Annotated in this window: 17 protein-coding genes; 10 read left to right on the forward strand and 7 right to left on the reverse strand. The window is 34.9% G+C overall.

Annotated elements, in window-relative coordinates; translation table 11 throughout:
* Positions 1–51: 51 nt before the first annotated feature.
* The gene (gene ytxJ, locus EKM02_RS04125; RefSeq protein WP_126452376.1) at positions 52–441 is read right to left on the reverse strand and encodes a bacillithiol system redox-active protein YtxJ; all 390 of its coding nucleotides are present in this window, start codon (positions 439–441) and stop codon (positions 52–54) included.
* A gap of 143 nt (positions 442–584) precedes the next feature.
* Between ytxJ and clpB the strand changes: the two genes are divergently transcribed.
* Entirely contained in the window at positions 585–3,179 is a 2,595-nt protein-coding gene (gene clpB, locus EKM02_RS04130; protein ID WP_126452378.1) for an ATP-dependent chaperone ClpB, read from the forward strand.
* Between the two features lie 156 nt (positions 3,180–3,335).
* Here the strand turns inward: clpB and EKM02_RS04135 are convergent, their stop codons facing one another.
* Entirely contained in the window at positions 3,336–3,803 is a 468-nt protein-coding gene (locus EKM02_RS04135; protein ID WP_126452380.1) for an OsmC family protein, read from the reverse strand.
* Between the two features lie 199 nt (positions 3,804–4,002).
* On the opposite strand from EKM02_RS04135, the gene EKM02_RS04140 reads away from it, so the two are divergent.
* On the forward strand, positions 4,003–4,872 hold the full coding sequence (locus tag EKM02_RS04140) for a DUF808 domain-containing protein (protein ID WP_126452382.1): 870 nt from the start codon (positions 4,003–4,005) through the stop codon (positions 4,870–4,872).
* Positions 4,873–5,005: 133 nt separating this feature from the next.
* Here EKM02_RS04140 and EKM02_RS04145 read toward each other — a convergent pair whose 3' ends face one another.
* Complete coding sequence (locus EKM02_RS04145; protein ID WP_126452385.1) at positions 5,006–5,287, reverse strand: hypothetical protein; 282 nt, start codon at positions 5,285–5,287, stop codon at positions 5,006–5,008.
* 327 nt (positions 5,288–5,614) lie between these two features.
* Between EKM02_RS04145 and EKM02_RS04150 the strand changes: the two genes are divergently transcribed.
* The gene (locus EKM02_RS04150; protein ID WP_126452387.1) at positions 5,615–6,502 is read left to right on the forward strand and encodes a carbon-nitrogen hydrolase; all 888 of its coding nucleotides are present in this window, start codon (positions 5,615–5,617) and stop codon (positions 6,500–6,502) included.
* 74 nt (positions 6,503–6,576) lie between these two features.
* On the opposite strand, the gene EKM02_RS04155 is transcribed toward EKM02_RS04150, so the two are convergent.
* Complete coding sequence (locus EKM02_RS04155; protein WP_126452389.1) at positions 6,577–8,103, reverse strand: choice-of-anchor I family protein; 1,527 nt, start codon at positions 8,101–8,103, stop codon at positions 6,577–6,579.
* A gap of 185 nt (positions 8,104–8,288) precedes the next feature.
* On the opposite strand from EKM02_RS04155, the gene EKM02_RS04160 reads away from it, so the two are divergent.
* Entirely contained in the window at positions 8,289–9,329 is a 1,041-nt protein-coding gene (locus EKM02_RS04160; protein WP_126452391.1) for an agmatine/peptidylarginine deiminase, read from the forward strand.
* Positions 9,330–9,539: 210 nt separating this feature from the next.
* On the opposite strand, the gene EKM02_RS04165 is transcribed toward EKM02_RS04160, so the two are convergent.
* Positions 9,540–11,807: a M1 family metallopeptidase gene (locus EKM02_RS04165; protein WP_126452394.1), complete on the reverse strand. Its 2,268-nt coding sequence runs from the start codon at positions 11,805–11,807 to the stop codon at positions 9,540–9,542.
* 173 nt (positions 11,808–11,980) lie between these two features.
* On the opposite strand from EKM02_RS04165, the gene EKM02_RS04170 reads away from it, so the two are divergent.
* The 3 genes from EKM02_RS04170 (at position 11,981) to EKM02_RS04180 (ending at position 14,085) form a co-directional block, all read left to right on the forward strand.
* Positions 11,981–12,832 carry an aldose 1-epimerase family protein gene (locus tag EKM02_RS04170; protein ID WP_126452396.1) on the forward strand — a complete coding sequence of 284 codons (852 nt, stop codon included), beginning with the start codon at positions 11,981–11,983 and terminating at the stop codon, positions 12,830–12,832.
* 10 nt (positions 12,833–12,842) lie between these two features.
* Positions 12,843–13,394: a GNAT family N-acetyltransferase gene (locus EKM02_RS04175; RefSeq protein WP_126452398.1), complete on the forward strand. Its 552-nt coding sequence runs from the start codon at positions 12,843–12,845 to the stop codon at positions 13,392–13,394.
* 139 nt (positions 13,395–13,533) lie between these two features.
* Positions 13,534–14,085 carry a DUF3575 domain-containing protein gene (locus EKM02_RS04180; RefSeq protein ID WP_126452400.1) on the forward strand — a complete coding sequence of 184 codons (552 nt, stop codon included), beginning with the start codon at positions 13,534–13,536 and terminating at the stop codon, positions 14,083–14,085.
* A 2-nt stretch (positions 14,086–14,087) separates the two neighbouring features.
* Here EKM02_RS04180 and EKM02_RS04185 read toward each other — a convergent pair whose 3' ends face one another.
* The gene (locus EKM02_RS04185) at positions 14,088–14,318 is read right to left on the reverse strand and encodes a VF530 family DNA-binding protein (RefSeq protein ID WP_126452402.1); all 231 of its coding nucleotides are present in this window, start codon (positions 14,316–14,318) and stop codon (positions 14,088–14,090) included.
* A 49-nt stretch (positions 14,319–14,367) separates the two neighbouring features.
* On the opposite strand from EKM02_RS04185, the gene EKM02_RS04190 reads away from it, so the two are divergent.
* From EKM02_RS04190 to EKM02_RS04200, 3 genes are all read left to right on the forward strand, one after another.
* Positions 14,368–14,853: a SixA phosphatase family protein gene (locus EKM02_RS04190; RefSeq protein ID WP_126452404.1), complete on the forward strand. Its 486-nt coding sequence runs from the start codon at positions 14,368–14,370 to the stop codon at positions 14,851–14,853.
* A gap of 40 nt (positions 14,854–14,893) precedes the next feature.
* Positions 14,894–15,346 (forward strand): SsrA-binding protein SmpB, encoded by a 453-nt coding sequence (gene smpB, locus EKM02_RS04195; RefSeq protein ID WP_091204586.1) that lies wholly within the window; start codon positions 14,894–14,896, stop codon positions 15,344–15,346.
* 83 nt (positions 15,347–15,429) lie between these two features.
* Positions 15,430–16,479 carry a Fic family protein gene (locus EKM02_RS04200; protein WP_126452406.1) on the forward strand — a complete coding sequence of 350 codons (1,050 nt, stop codon included), beginning with the start codon at positions 15,430–15,432 and terminating at the stop codon, positions 16,477–16,479.
* A gap of 48 nt (positions 16,480–16,527) precedes the next feature.
* Here the strand turns inward: EKM02_RS04200 and EKM02_RS04205 are convergent, their stop codons facing one another.
* Positions 16,528–17,169, reverse strand: a complete 642-nt coding sequence (locus tag EKM02_RS04205) for a protein-L-isoaspartate(D-aspartate) O-methyltransferase (RefSeq protein ID WP_126452408.1) — start codon at positions 17,167–17,169, stop codon at positions 16,528–16,530.
* Positions 17,170–17,209 lie beyond the last annotated feature (40 nt).

The raw sequence follows: 17,209 nt of genomic DNA on the forward strand, positions 1-17,209 counted from the left end.
TACATTAAATTAGTGAATTTGCGGTAAATTATTTAAAAACAATACTTTTTACTAGACTTTCGTCCCTAACTCCTCCGCGTCAATATCGCTATGGGAAACATTATAAATAGCTTTTCCTTCTTTTATTAAAATCAATTGTGGAGATTGATGGGTCACGCCAAAACGATTCGCAATTTCATTAGAAATATCACGATGCGTTATTAAATCTAAAAAATAAGGCGTAACTTTATCTGAACTATTGAACTCATTTTCAAACTGTTTTAGCGCCATTCTACTTATACTGCATCGCGTACTGTGTTTGAAAATGGCTACCGGTTTTTCATTTGAAATAGCGATAATTTCATCCAGTTGTACCAAATCAGTTAATTCATTCCAGTTGATTTTGTTTTCTTTAAAATCCTTGTCGTCTGAACTACTAAAAATATTTTTGAAAAAACTCATAATTGTCTTTTTTTAAGACATTTTGACTTTAAAGTATGATACCAATCATAAATTTTCCGTCAATTTGTCTGTATTATTGTATTGGAATATATATTGAATATAATTCGTAAAGTTAAGTAAAAGCAACAAAACAATGTACCATCATGAACATAAATAAATTTACAATCAAATCCCAGGAAGCCATTCAGCTTTCGCAACAATTGGCACAAAGCTATGGGCAACAACAAATAGAAAATGAACATATTTTTAAAGCTATTTTTGAAGTCGACGAAAATGTGGCACCTTTTATTTTAAAAAAACTGAATGTAAATGTGCCCTTGTTTCTTCAAATATTAAACAGTACAATCCAGAGTTTTCCAAAAGTTTCTGGTGGCGAAATTATGCTTTCCAGAACTGCAAACACCACGCTGAACGAAGCCGAAATTATTGCAAAAAAAATGAATGATGAATTCGTTTCTGTGGAGCATTTAATTTTAGCAATTTTTGATTCTAAAAGTAAAGTATCCCAAATATTAAAAGATCAGGGCGTTACCGGAAAAGGGCTAAAAGCTGCTATCGAAGAATTGCGAAAAGGAGAAAGAGTGACTTCTGCCTCTGCCGAAGAAACCTATAACTCATTAAATAAATACGCCAAAAATCTCAACGAACTTGCCAGGTCAGGAAAATTAGATCCTGTTATTGGTCGGGATGAAGAAATTAGACGAGTCCTACAAATTCTAACGCGAAGAACTAAAAATAACCCAATGCTCGTGGGAGAACCTGGAGTGGGAAAAACAGCCATTGCCGAAGGATTAGCACATAGAATTGTTGATGGAGATGTTCCAGACAATCTGAAAGATAAAATCGTGTATTCGCTTGATATGGGAGCTTTGATTGCTGGCGCCAAATACAAAGGAGAATTTGAAGAACGATTAAAATCCGTGGTGAAAGAAGTGACTTCTGCCGAAGGCGATATAGTTTTATTCATTGACGAAATCCATACCCTTGTAGGAGCCGGCGGTGGCGAAGGCGCTATGGATGCGGCTAATATTCTGAAACCGGCTTTGGCTCGTGGAGAACTTCGTGCCATTGGAGCCACAACATTGGACGAATATCAAAAATATTTTGAAAAAGACAAAGCGCTCGAAAGACGTTTCCAAAAAATTGTGGTCGAAGAACCGGATACCGAAAGTGCTATTTCTATTTTGCGCGGAATTAAAGAAAAATACGAAACGCATCATAAAGTCCAAATCAAAGACGATGCTATTATTGCCGCTGTCGAACTATCGCAACGGTATATTACCAACCGTTTTCTTCCAGATAAAGCCATCGATTTAATGGATGAAGCCGCTTCTAAACTGCGTATGGAAATCAATTCGAAACCCGAAGAACTGGATGTTTTGGATCGAAAAATCATGCAATTGGAAATTGAAATTGAAGCCATTAAACGAGAAAAAGACGAAAGCAAACTTAAAATTTTGGGAATGGATTTGGCCAATCTCAAAGAAGATCGCAACGAAATCTACGCCAAATGGAAATCAGAGAAAGACGTTGTCGATAATATTCAAGCCGTAAAAACGGAGATTGAAGACTTTAAATACGAAGCAGAACGTGCAGAACGTGAAGGCGATTATGGAAAAGTAGCTGAAATTCGGTATGGTAAAATCAAGGAAGCACAAGAACGTTTAGCCATTTTACTCAAGGAATTACAAGAAAACCAATCCGGAACTTCGTTGATAAAAGAAGAAGTGACCCGCGAGGATATTGCTGAAGTTGTAGCCAAATGGACTGGAATCCCAGTTATGAAAATGCTTCAGGGCGAACGAGAAAAACTCCTAAAACTGGAAGACGAACTGCATCATAGAGTCGTAGGGCAGGAAGAAGCGATTGAGGCAGTGAGTGACGCCGTACGTAGAAGCCGTGCCGGTTTACAAGATATGAAGAAACCAGTTGGAACTTTCCTATTCCTCGGAACAACAGGTGTAGGAAAAACCGAATTAGCAAAAGCATTAGCCGAATATTTATTTGATGATGAAAATGCTATGACACGTATTGATATGAGTGAATACCAAGAACGCCACAGCGTAAGCCGCTTGGTTGGTGCGCCTCCTGGATATGTAGGTTATGATGAAGGCGGACAATTGACCGAAGCCGTTCGAAGAAAACCGTATTCCGTAATTTTATTGGATGAAATTGAAAAAGCGCATCCGGACACGTTCAACATCTTGTTGCAAGTTTTGGATGAAGGACGTTTGACAGATAATAAAGGACGTTTGGCCGATTTTAAAAACACGATTATCATCATGACTTCGAATATGGGAAGTCAAATTATTCAAGATAAATTTGAGAACCTAAAAGGAAGTGTCGAAGCTGCAACCGAAGTTGCAAAAATAGAAGTGCTGGCATTATTGAAACAAACGGTGCGTCCTGAATTCATAAACCGTATTGACGAAATTGTGATGTTCACGCCATTGACTACTGAAAACATTGCCCAAATTGTAGGCTTACAACTAAAAAGCGTGACTAAAATGCTAGCACTTCAAGGCATCACGATGGACGCAACTCCGGAAGCTATTGCCTACTTATCTGAGAAAGGATATGATCCGCAATTTGGCGCCAGACCGGTGAAAAGAGTAATTCAAAGAGACGTGCTCAATGAATTATCCAAAGAAATTCTATCCGGAAAAATAACAACCGACAGCATTGTGTTGATAGATGCTTTTGATGGAAAACTGGTTTTTAGAAATCAAAGTGAGTGAGTTTCTTAAGTTTCTAGAAACATTTAAACTTATGAAAACACTGGTCGAAAGGCTAGTGTTTTTTTTATACTTTACAGTTTTTTTGAAGTAAACCCGCTGATTTGCTTGCCATTTTATAATTAAAATCCACAAAAAAGTAGAAACGACATTCCAACTTTAATTTATACCTGCAACTTCACAAGTTGGAAAGTGTACAATTGGAAAATTACACGAATTGGCTATAAAACAGAGTTTGTTTGCTTTTTTATGCAAGCTAAGTGCCTCTTCTACTTTTTCTTTGTTAGTAATACGAACTTTTGGATTCAGTTTAATCGCAATAAAACGTCCGCTACCGTCGTCCGAAATCTCCAGAGTTGCCTCTGCCTCGTCCGTATAGGTTATCACGTCGATACCATTTTGTTTACAAACATACAAGTAAGACATCATGTGACAGGATACCACGCTACTCAATAACAGGTCTTCAGGATTGTACAAAGCAGGATCTCCTTTGAAAGCTTTAGCAGCCGAAACATTTAAAACAGCCTTACCATCAATAGTTATGGTATGACTTTTAGTGTACGTCGCCGCTTCCTTCTTGGAAAAAAGCCAATCTAATTTAGCTTTAAATACATGTTTAAATTCCATACTTATTTTTATTTCAAATGTAATTAAAAACAGTATCGCTACTACAGAAAGATTCTGGGTGAATATTAACTAAAAATTTACCCGTTTTATAAATAGAGTAAATCAAAAAGTAGTAGCTTCGCATCACTAAACAATCAATATGCGCAGATTAGATTTGGGTACAACAATACCAGAATCCGCGCTGTAAAAAACAATCAAAATGGCATCAGGTTTTTTCGCACTATTAGATGATATCGCAGCAATCATGGATGATGTTGCAGTAATGAGTAAAATTGCAGCCAAAAAAACGGCTGGTATTTTAGGCGATGATTTAGCCGTAAATGCAGAGAAAGCTTCGGGATTCATCTCCTCTAGAGAACTACCCGTTCTTTGGGCAATAGCAAAAGGCTCATTCCTTAATAAAGTAATCATTTTGCCCATTGCCTTTCTTCTAAGTGCATTTTTACCGGTAGCTGTTATCATAATCTTAATACTTGGCGGGCTTTATTTAGCTTACGAAGGCGCCGAAAAAATATACGAATACTTCTTCCCGCACGAACATGCAAAACACGAAATTTTAATGGAACTGTTGACCGAGGAACAAATTTTAGCTTTCGAAAAAGAAAAAATCAAATCAGCTATAGTAACCGATTTTATTTTATCAGTAGAAATCGTAATTATTGCATTGGGAACTGTAATTGGTAAACCCATTTCATCACAAATAATGGTAGTTTCCATCATTGCAATCATAGCAACCGTTGGTGTTTACGGCATTGTGGCCCTAATTGTCCGAATGGATGAAGCAGGTTTAAAACTGATGCAACTGAGTTCCAAAGAGAAAAATTTTTCAAAAACGTTAGGAAATATTCTGGTACAAGCCTTGCCAAAAGTCATCAAAAGTTTATCCGTAATAGGTACAATCGCTTTATTATTAGTGGCTGGCGGCATATTTGTACATGAAATTCCGTTCCTGCACGACATACTACCACAAATACCGTCCATAATAACTGAATTTATAATCGGCCTTGTATTTGGTGCTATTGTCTTGGGAATTGTAACCCTGTTTAAAAAGATAATTGGCAAAAAGTAAAAACACTTTAGTCTCACTCATGAATATCAACAAAAACTGACTACTATAAATTTGTAACGGCAAGAGCAGAACACTTGCTTGCACAGAAAGTGATCTAAAGAACTGCACCAAAGAATTAAAGAATACCAATATACTAAAACAACTTATATATTCTGTGAATTGGAATCATCACACCTTGCTTTAAGATCACATTTTTGTCTGTAACACCCCAAACCGTTGTGTCAACTATTTTTTTTGATTCGTTATCCTCAAAGTAAATTTTAATTTTTGAATGTTCTAAATTACCCAATGCTAAAGCCCTGTTGATCTCACTTATTCTAGTTTTTATTTCGTCAACATCGTTAAGGACGTCTGTTTGTGGAAATTTAAGAAGAGTTATGTCTTCTTTATCGATGATTTTGAATTCTTCTTTCATAATTGTAAAAATTTAATAAATACTAAATTACAGTATTTTGGTAAAGTAAAAACTTGACACCTTTTATTCGCTATAATACTACCTACAAAAATAAAACCTCCTTGTTTTGTTAGTGCCAATTTTATATTAATTTTTTCTATGGCTCAAAATCTGGATGTTTAAAGTAAATGTTCTCTATATCCATGTACAAATTCTTTAAAAGTAAGTGTAAATCTAAAAAAACCAATAAATATGAACAACGGCTAATTAAAATCCTAAAAAAAACACATTATCTCTATTTTCTACTCTTTATAAAATTCACTATTTTTGCAGTCTAAAATTTTAGTCATGCCAAACAAGAAATACAAAATAGCAGTCATCCAATTAAACCTTAATGATATTGCCGAAAACAACCTAAAAAAATGTTTAAATTGGGTTCGTGATGCAGCAAATCAAGGTGCCGAAGTCATTTCGTTGCCAGAATTATATAGCAGTCATTATTTTTGTCAAAGTGAAGATGTAGATAACTTTGCTTTAGCAGAACCTTTGTATAGTACTTCTTTTATCGCTTTTAGTGCTTTGGCAAAAGAATTAGGAGTAGTAATTATTGTTCCTTTCTTCGAAAAAAGAATGGCAGGAATCTACCACAATAGCGCCTACATTATTGATACTGATGGTTCAGAGGCAGGATTATACCGCAAAATGCACATTCCGGACGATCCTCATTTTTATGAAAAATTCTATTTCACCCCCGGTGATTTGGGCTTTAAAACGATTCCAACTAAAAAAGGAAAAGTTGGAACGCTGATTTGTTGGGATCAATGGTATCCGGAAGCAGCTCGTTTGACGGCTCTACAAGGTGCTGAAGTATTGTTTTACCCAACCGCAATTGGATGGCATCCACAAGAAAAAGAACAATACGGCGAAAACCAACATGGCGCTTGGATGAGTGTTATGAAGGGACATGCGGTTGCGAATGGCGTTTATGTTGCTGCTGCAAATAGAATTGGCTTAGAACAGTACTTGCCTGATACGGCGGGAATTCAGTTTTGGGGATCTTCATTTATTGCTGGACCACAAGGCGAAATTTTGGCGCAAGCCTCACACGACCAAGAAGAAATATTGATAGCCGAAGTAGATTTAGACTTACAGGAAAATGTTCGTCAGAATTGGCCATTTTTTAGAGACAGAAGAATAGATGCTTTTGGAGATATTACTAAAAGAGCCATTGACTAATCGTTATTTTAAACAAATAAATAATCCCTGCTTAGAATATATTCTGAGCAGGGATTTTAGTTTTAAAGCTGTATTTAATTCAAATCTGGTTGGAATATTTTAACCATACCATCCCCTTCACTGCTAACCACCACTAAACTTCTTTTTGTCGGACTTTTTGAAGCTGGAATAAAAAGTAATCCCTCAGGAGCATCACCCGTTTTAAAAGTTTGTAAAAATTTTGGCGCAGCAGGATTCGAAACATCGTAGACCATAACTGCATCAGCTCTTTCTAAACCTACAAAAAGAATCATTTTATCACCCATTTTTGTCACCACAACCGACTCTGGTTCTACTGATTTATCATCACTTCTTCCGTCATCATAAATCCCCAATTCTTGTGCTTTCTTGTCTAATTCATTCTTACTATCAAAAACTAATTCGCCAGTGTTTCCATTCCAAATAGAGAAAGAGCGTGCGCCAAAAGAAACCAATTCATCAAAATCACCATCGCCGTCTGTATCGCCCATTTTAGTATTGATATTTAATCTTCCCATACTTAATTCCGCTTTTAAAGCCACAGCATTTGGGAATACAATTGGATCAAGCACAACCGAAGAACTACTAATTCTTTTTACATCAACAAAACCAGTATATTCTCTGGCATCACCTTCGTTTGCGGTTACAAAATAAGGGGTTTTATTGATTTCAAAATTAGTTATAGCATCTGGTTGAAACATTCCTTTGAGTTTCCAAGTATTCGCAAAAACACCACCATCTTTATCGCTGATATCGATAGCATTTTCGGCAAGATTATAGTCTTTATAACCTAATGGAAAAATATTCGTGATCGTTTTGGTCGCCAAATCAATTTTAGCCACACCGTTATTCTCCTGTAAAGTCACCCAAGCCGTTTTAGAATCAGCAGAAATCGTGATGTATTCCGGTTCAATATCAGAGGCGAAATTATTAGTTGGACTTGCAATTCTGAATCCTTTGGTTTTCAACGTACTCAATTGAGTGCTAAAACTTCCAAAATTTAAAGTCGTCACTGCATAATTAGCATTAACCGCAATAATAGATACAGAACCGTCCGGATCGTTAGAATATGTATCATTAGGCTCTCCTTCATTAGCAGTCATGATGAAATTTCCGTCTGGTGAATATGTTATCATATCAGGTAAGGCGCCAACCGTAATTTCTTTGATTACACTGTAATTAGCCGTGTCAAAAACGACCACCTTTCCTGCATCTTGCTTATTTGGTTTTGCTTCCAATGCAACTGCTAATTTACCATTAAAAGTTGCAACGCTATTTGAAGTTCCATTAAACGAAGTTAAATCGATACTTGTTAGAAAAACTGGACTGGATGGATTCGATAAATCTATAACATCAATCCTGTTCGTATTACTGTTGTTTACGGAAAATAACTTTTTAGAAATTTCATCATACGCACTTATTTCAGCCGCTCCGGCTCCACCAATCGTAATGGAACCAATTTTTTTGAAAGTGGCCGCGTTTTCATTGACAACCAACTCAGGAGATCCCTCTTTATCAGAGTCATTTTCGCAACTTGACAATACCATAATTGCCGCTAATAGTGTAATACCATATTTCTTCATAAGTGTATTTTTAATTTTTATCAAAAATAACTAGCTGAAGCCCAACAAGAATTAACTAAATATTATATAATCATTACCAAAACTATTCTTATAAATTCATGAAATATCGGAAATGAATGGTTGCAAACTATTTTAAAATCCTACTGAATGTTTATATTTGCAGACTTTAAAATTAGATACGCTGTATGACTACAAATAATAGAAGATTTCCAGCTGAATGGGAAAAGCAACAAGGTATTTTACTTTGTTTTCCGCATAACGGTAAAGACTGGCCTGGGAAATACGAGACTGTTCAATGGGCTTTTGTAGAATTCATTAAAAAAGCAGCTTCTTTTGAGCAAGTCTATTTAGTAGTTGCTGATGAAAACCAAAAAGAGAAAGTCAATATGATGCTGGAAACAGCTCATGTTGTGCTAACAAATGTTTCCTACATCATTCATAAAACCAACAGAAGTTGGATGCGTGATTCAGGTCCGATAATTGTCAAAAACGGAGCCAAAAGAGAAGCTTTGAACTTTAATTTTAATGGTTGGGCAAAATATAAAAACATTCAATTAGATAAATTTGTTCCTGCCAAAGTGGGAGAATTTCTGAATATTCCTATTACTCAAGTTTTATACAAAGGAAAACCGGTAATTTTAGAAGGCGGTGCGATTGATACTAACGGAAGAGGAACTTTATTGACTTCAGAAGAATGCTTGATGCATCCGGATATTCAGGTTCGGAATCCCAATTTCACTAAAGCCGATTACGAAGCCGTCTTCAAGGAATATCTTGGGATAACCAATGTAATTTGGTTAGGCAATGGAATTGAAGGTGATGATACGCACGGCCATATTGATGATTTATGCCGATTTGTGAATGAAGATACTATTGTGACTATTGTAGAAACAGATCCAACGGATAATAATTACAAACCGTTGCAAGACAATTTAAAACGCTTGCAAAATGCCAAACTAGAAAATGGAAAATCACCTATAATTGTGACTCTACCAATGCCAAAACAGCTGGAATTTGATGGCTTGCGATTGCCTGCCAGTTATGCCAATTTTCTTATTTTGAACAATTGTGTTTTGGTGCCTACTTTTAACGACAGTAACGACCGAAAAGCATTGAACATCCTTGCAGAATGTTTTCCTGATCGAGAAATCATTGGGATCAGTGCTACTGATTTTATTTGGGGTTTTGGAACATTGCATTGCCTAAGCCAGCAAATTCCTGAGTAAATTTAGAATAGAAAAATATAACACATAAAAAAGACTTGTGGATTTAATTCCTACAAGTCTTTTCTTTTTTTAATATTTTATGACTATTTATGTAATAACCATGGTATAATGTCGAATTTTAAAATCAGGATAAAATTATATAACAATCTGATTTAAAGCTGTTTTACTTAAAGTTAATTCTTTTGACTTTACGACTTTTAAACTTTCGACTTACTTATCTCTTGTAAACGGTATTTTTTGCCCATCAGGAATCAACATATCAAATCCCATTAGACTGTCATTAAATTCAAATTTAAGTCCCGCAAGTTTCGATGCAAACGTATTTTTTCCAGTTGGCTCCACGGAAAAGCTTGGATAATTGGTAATCAAAACATTTAACAACCCATTTTTCTCTGAAAAAACAATTTTTACAGGCGCCATTGATGTAGAAAAAGTTCCTAAATACCCATCCAGAATCACATCTTTTTCAATCAATCCTTTGTCTGCTGTCCAGGTGTTATTTGCTGTGTTGCTGTCCGGTAAAACATGATCCGGATCTAGTCTGATACTTTCGATTTCTTCCGTCGAATTGTGTTTAAAAGACCACGCTTTATTTTTTTGCCAAACTTCTACCGGCAATTGAACGCGCGTTATTTCTCCGCTTTTCGTTTTTACGTCTAAACTTACCGGCATAGCCATTTTTTCGAAGTTTTCAATCGAAATCACAACTCCTTGTTTTGGGTCGTTTTTCACGTATTTGATTGAATTAATCCCTTGGTCTAAACGCCAATTGTATTGAAACCAACCACGCCAGAACCAACTCAAATCTTCTCCAGCAACATTTTCTATTGTTCGAAAGAAATCGTCCGGTTGCGGATGTTTGTATGCCCAACGCTCAATATAAGTTTTCAAAGCCCGATCAAATCGTTCCGGCCCAAGAACTTGCTCTCTTAAAATCACTAATCCTGAACTTGGTTTCGAATACGCCAAAAGACCTATATTAGACTCTTTCATGTTATCCGGAGAACTCATTATGGTTTCCAGATTTGGACTCGTGTACACTTCCGCCCTTTGATGCATATCCGCACGCGGCTCTTTATATTCCCCATTATTAAAATCTACTGAACTCAATGAATTAATAAAAGTATTGAAACCCTCATCCATCCAGGCAAACAGTCTTTCATTGGAACCCACAATCATAGGAAACCAAATGTGTCCGAATTCATGATCTGTAACGCCCCATAAATCTGCCCCTTTTGACTCCCAGCTACAAAATACTATTCCAGGATATTCCATTCCGCCTTCATTTCCGGCAACATTTGTAGCCGCTGGATACGGATATTCTAACCATCTTTTTGAATAATTTTCTATAGTAGCCTTTGTATATTCTGTGGAACGTCCCCATGCGGCATCTCCGGCACTTTCTATCGGATAAACGGAAATTGCCAATGATTTTTTACCGCTAGGTAAATTGATTTTTGCTGCGTCTAAAATAAATGCTGCTGAAGAGGACCAAGAGAAATCACGGGCATTTGTGATTTTGTAATTCCACGTTTTAGTAGTTGCAGTAATCATTTTTGATGAATTTTCAACTTCGGCAGCAGTACGGATAAAAACTGTTTTATCACTTTGTTTTGCTTGCGCTAAACGCTTTTGCTCTTCGGTAGAATAGACTGTGGCAGGATTCAGTAATTCGCCGGAAGCCACCACAATATGATTGGATGGTGCTGTAATACTGACATCAAAATCACCATATTCTAAATAAAATTCCGACGCTCCAAGATACGGATTCGTATTCCAGCCTCGTACATCATCATACACGCACATGCGCGGATACCACTGTGCAATGGTAAAAATTTTTCCATTTTTAGTTTCTAAAACTCCCATTCTGTCTGACCCTTCAAAAGGAGCTATAAACGAAAAGTCTATTTTTATTTTAACTGAACCGCCTTTAGCATTTAATACTTGCGGGAGAAATACCTGCATTCTAGTATCCGTAATAATGTACTTAACTTCTACTTCAGTAGATTTTCCTTTTACAGTAGTAATTACTTTGACTGATTTTATTTTATGTCCGCCATCAAAAATTTGGCCTTGAGCCCCATTTCTACTTCCTGTAATTGGAACAACTGCATTTCCTCGTGAATCCGCTTTGAATAAATTCTGGTCTACATTCATCCAAACAAAAGCCATTTTATCCGGACTGTTGTTCGTATATGTGATGATTCCTGTACCCGAAATTTCGTTGTTTTTTTCATCCAGTTTTGCCGTTAATTTATAATCAGCGCTATTTTGCCAATATTCAGCTCCAGGCTGACCACTCGCAGATCGTGTACTTGTTCCGTTTTTGGAATAAAAGAACGGAGCAAAAGCATCATGATAATCGTAGTTAGAAACTGCATTACCGGATGCATTTGCTGGGGTTTGCTGTGCCCAAATAGATGTAAATCCCAATAATAAAGCCAAATGTAGCATGACTCCGCGACGAATTTTTTTCATTTTCTAATTGTTTATATCACAAATTAATGAAAAAAAAGAGGATTATGAACTATTGAGATCGAATTTATTCCATTATAAATCAATAAAATCATGCTTAAAGCGTATCAGAATTAAAAATTATAAAATATATTTACGCCAGAAAACCATTTTTAAAGTAACCCAAAAAAATAATTTTGACAACTCTAATTAAAAACTCGAATCTCACTGCCGAAATTAAACATTTTGGAGCTGAATTAATTTCTTTAAAAACAAACCACGATAGAGAATACATCTGGGAAGGAAATCCGGTATTTTGGGGCAAGCACGCTCCTGTTTTATTCCCAATTGTTGGGACTTTAAAAAATAATTCCTTTCACTATAATGCAATGGAATATTATTTATCGCGACACGGTTTTGCCAGAGATATGGAGTTTGAATTGATTAATGCAACAGAAAACAGTGCTGTTTTCTCCTTACACTCTTCTGAAGAAACTTTAAAAGCATATCCGTTTGACTTTGAATTGCAAATCATTTACACATTACACGGGCATAATTTATCGATTGCATATAAAGTAATCAACAACGGAAAAACTGCAATGCCGTTTGCTATTGGCGCACATCCTGCTTTTGCTTTGCCAAATCAATTCGAGAGTTATGCTATTGCTTTTGAAAAAGAAGAACCATTGAAATATCATCTTTTGGAGGATGATTTAATTTCAAATAAAACGAAGAAATTAGACGTTCATAATAAATATATTCCGCTGACATATGAGTTGTTTAAAAACGATGCTTTGATTTTCAAAACATTAAAATCCAATTCGTTGACTATTTTAGAAAATAAAAATCCAATCCTAAAAATACATTTTGATGATTTTCCAAGCTTAGGAATTTGGACCAAAATAGATGCGGCATTTATTTGTATTGAACCTTGGTTTGGTTATTCTGATACCATTGAAAGTTCCGGAAATCTATTTGAAAAAGAAGGCATTCAAATTCTAGAACCCAAGGAAACGTTCCGATCAAAATACAGTATCGAAATACTTTAATTACCAAGTTATGTTAGCTATAAATTTCAGTCCATTTCCTGAATTAGAAACCGAACGCTTGCTTTTGAGAAGAGTAAACACAAATGACATTAAAGAAATATTCGAATTGCGATCCAATCCGGAAACTATGAAATATATTCCAAGACCTTTGATAAAAACAAACGAAGATGCCTTGGAATACATTGCAATGATTGATAGTAAAATAGATAATAACGAAGGTATTAATTGGGCAATTACGTTGAAAGACAACCCCAAACTTATTGGAGTTATTGGTCATTACAGCATAAAACCCGAACATTATCGTGCCGAAATTGGCTATATATTATTACCTGAATATCATGGAAAAGGAATTGTATCTGAAGCAGTAAAAGAAGCTGTTAATTATGGTTTTCAATTCATGAAATTACATAGCATTGAAGCTATGATTGATCCAGATAACGATGCATCTGCAAAAGTTTTAGAAAAAAATGGGTTTGTCAGAGAAGGATATTTAAAAGAAAATGAATTTTATGAGGGACATTTTTTTGATACTGTAATTTATTCTCTTTTGAACAAATACTAATTTTACATCCTTTTTATTTAAATTTTAGTTGCGTGACTAATATAAATTAAAAACATAAAAACCTTACAGATAAATATTTTACATTTGTATTTGATTTTCCCCAAAAAGCCATTGGTCTAAATAATAGAAAAACCTTTTTATGAAAAAATTATTTATTGTTTCTTTTCTTCTTTCCTGTATTGTATCCCAAGCTCAAACTTATATAAAAGCTAATGCTTTCACAACATTACTAACAATTCCAAACGTGGGTATTGAAACTAGTATTGGAGAAAAATCAACCTTTCACTTTGACGCTGTAGCCTCTTTTTGGAAATCTGTAAATGGTAAGCCCAGAGAATTTTACACTTTCACGCCGGAATATCGATACCATTTTAAAGAAAAATACAATGGTTTTTATGCAGGAGCACATATTGGGGCAAGTATATTTAATTTCCAAAAATGGAATTATATAAATACTAATTTATATGAAAAAGGAGTGGGTTATTTCATAGGTTCAACCATTGGATATCAGATCAAAATCAATGATAAATTCATGCTAGACTGTTTTTTAGGTGGTGGTTGGCATCAAGGTTTTTATAAAGGATATGATTTAACTACCGGAATACGATACGAAAAAGCAAAAAATTATAATAAAAGTGGCGAATGGTTGCCATATCGAGGTGGCATTATGGTTTCCTATAAGTTAAACTAGATTTATTTGAGTAATTTAGCTTCTGATTTTATATACAAATCTTCCACTTGTTTTCGTGCCCAATCTGTTTTTCGTAAAAAAGTCAAACTGGATTTTACACTTGGTTTATCTGTAAAGCATTTTACTTTAATGAGTTCCCCCAAAGTATCAAATCCGTAATGATCCACTAGCTGCTCTACTATTTTTTGGAGTGTAATTCCGTGAAGCGGATCTTTCGATTTTAAGTGTTCCATTTTGCAAAGATATTAAAATCACAAATACTTTTTTTTAAAATTGATTCAAATGAAAAAATTTCTTTCACTACTTGCGCTACTATTTTTAAATATCAGTTTTGGACAAAGTACCGCCACAACCTATTACTTTATTCGTCATGCCGAGAAAGTAGATAATTCTCAAAATCCAAATTTATCTGAAAAAGGGTTGAAAAGAGCTAAAAAATGGAATACAATATTCTCAGAAATTAGTTTGGATGAAATCTATTCAACGGATTACAAAAGAACTTTACAAACTGCAAGTCCAACCGCGACAACAAAGAAGATGAAGGTTAAGCTGTATGATCCTAAATATATACCTATTGAAGTTTTCAAAAAAGAAACGATAGGAAAAAAAATTTTAATTGTGGGACATAGTAACACAATACCAAAATTTGTCAATCAAATGATAAATCAAAACTCATTTACTGACATTCAAGATAAAACTTTTGGTAATCTTTATATCGTAACTATGGTTGATGAAGCAATCACATTCCAATTGCTGAAATTGGACTAAATAATTGCTAAACCTTTAATTTTTGTTACCTTTGCACGCTATGTTAAAAACAATAAATATATTCAATAAGAGAGCCCGATTTGACTATGAAATAATCGAAACCTTCAATGCAGGAATTGTTTTGGCTGGAACGGAAATCAAATCCATTAGATTAGGAAAAGCAAACATCACAGAAAGTTTTTGTGAATTTAGCAATAACGAACTTTTTGCGATAAACACCTATATTGAAGAATATACTTTCGGTAATCAGTTCAACCACAAAGCAAGAAGCGAGCGCAAATTACTTTTAAAAAAAAAGGAATTAAAAGGTTTGCTGAAAAGTGTTCAAGCAAAAGGATTGACAATAGTTCCTTTGAAATTGTTTACCAATGAAAAAGGACTGGCCAAACTCCAAATTGGTCTTTGTAAAGGGAAGAAAACCTATGACAAACGCGAATCTCTCAAAGAACAAGATACCAAACGTGACTTAGACCGAATCAAAAAATCATTTTAAATTGAAAAAAAGATGTATTAATTAATTACTTTTTATTTAAATAAATGACTATATTTGTCATGACAATTTAAATCATTTTTTAAATGAAAACACTACTCAAAAACGCAAGAGAACAAAAAGGACTCAAAACCAGAGAAGTCGCACAACTTTTAGCAATTGATCAAGCCTTAATCAGTAAGTTTGAAAGTGGAACTAGAAAACCTACAAGAGACCAAGTCGTAAAATTAGCATCTTTACTAGAAATAGATTTAGAAACAATCATGGTCGCCTGGCTTAAAGAAAAAATTATTTATGAAATTGGTCAGGATGAATTTGCTCTAAAAGCATTATTGGTTGCAGAGCAAGAAATTAGGTATCAAAGCAAACCAATAAAGAAAAAATTATCGGTAACTCTTCAGAAAATTTTAGATGAAATAGATACTTTGAAGATACAACTGGATGGGTTTCGCCAATTTGACAGCTATCGGATTGCACAAGCATTAGAGCTAGAATATACGTTTGAAAGTAATCGCATCGAGGGAAACACAATGACTTTACGCGAAACGGATTTAGTTATCAATGAAGGTTTGACGATTTCTGGAAAAAGTATGCGGGAACATCTGGAAGTCATTAATCATCAGGAAGCCATCGCTTATATCAAAGATTTAATGCAGAAAAATACTGCTATAAAGGAACGAGAAGTGCTTTCTATCCACAATCTTATTTTGAGAGGAATTCAACCCGAAGATGCAGGTCGGTATAGAAAAGTCCAGGTGATGATTCAAGGAAGCAATTACGTGCCTCCACAACCTTTTTTAGTCACCAAAGCAATGGAAGATTTTTTTATTTGGTATGAAACTAATAAATCAACCTTACATCCGATAATTTTAGCTGCTGAAATGCATGAACGCATGGTTACTATTCATCCATTTATTGATGGAAATGGCAGGACTTCGCGCTTAATCATGAACTTGGTTTTATTGCAGCATGGTTACATAATTGCCAATATAAAAGGGGATTATGAAAATAGAATGCGCTATTATCAAACACTTGAAACTGCACAAACTAAAAACAACAAAGAAGATTTTTTGTTATTCATTGCTCAAATAGAAAAAGAAAGTTTAGAGCGGTATCTAACCATTATTGGTCAATAAAATTCATCTTCTGCTCCCTTCCCCTTGGGAAGGGTTGGGGATGGGATTTTAATTTTTATCTTCTAATAAAGGAACAAATCGAAACTCCCCAAACTCATGTTTCTCAAATTGAGTTTCATTTTTTCTGATTAATAAGGTCATAATCTGCACCTCTGTACCTAGTGGAATAACAAGCCTTCCTCCTATTTTGAGTTGCGCCATCAACGGTTGCGGAATAAACGGAGCGCCTGCAGTTACTATAATACTATCAAAAGGAGCGTAATTTGGTAATCCTTTGTATCCATCTCCAAAAGAGAGATATTTGGGCCTAATATTCAGTTTTGGAAATAAAAGTGAGGTTTGCTTAAACAATTCTTTCTGTCTTTCTACACTAAATACTTTGGCACCTAAAAGGCATAGAACAGCTGTTTGATACCCTGAACCTGTTCCTATTTCTAAAATTTTGTGTTCTTTTTTGACTTCTAACAATTGGGATTGAAAAGCAACAGTGTACGGTTGCGATATCGTTTGGCCTGCAGCAATAGGAAATGCTTTGTCTTGATAGGCATAATCTTCAAAACTGGAATTTAAAAATAAATGTCTTGGAATCTTTTTTATCGCCTCCAAAACACTTTTATCAGTAATCCCTTTTTGCTCTAAAACGCTTACTAATTGATTCCGAAGTCCTTGATGTTTACCTGTGTCTTTCAAAGTTTATTATTTTATTTTGGTAAAAATAGAAAACAATTTC

The organism is Flavobacterium sp. RSP49 (assembly GCF_003968735.1).
In the GTDB taxonomy this organism is placed as follows: domain Bacteria; phylum Bacteroidota; class Bacteroidia; order Flavobacteriales; family Flavobacteriaceae; genus Flavobacterium.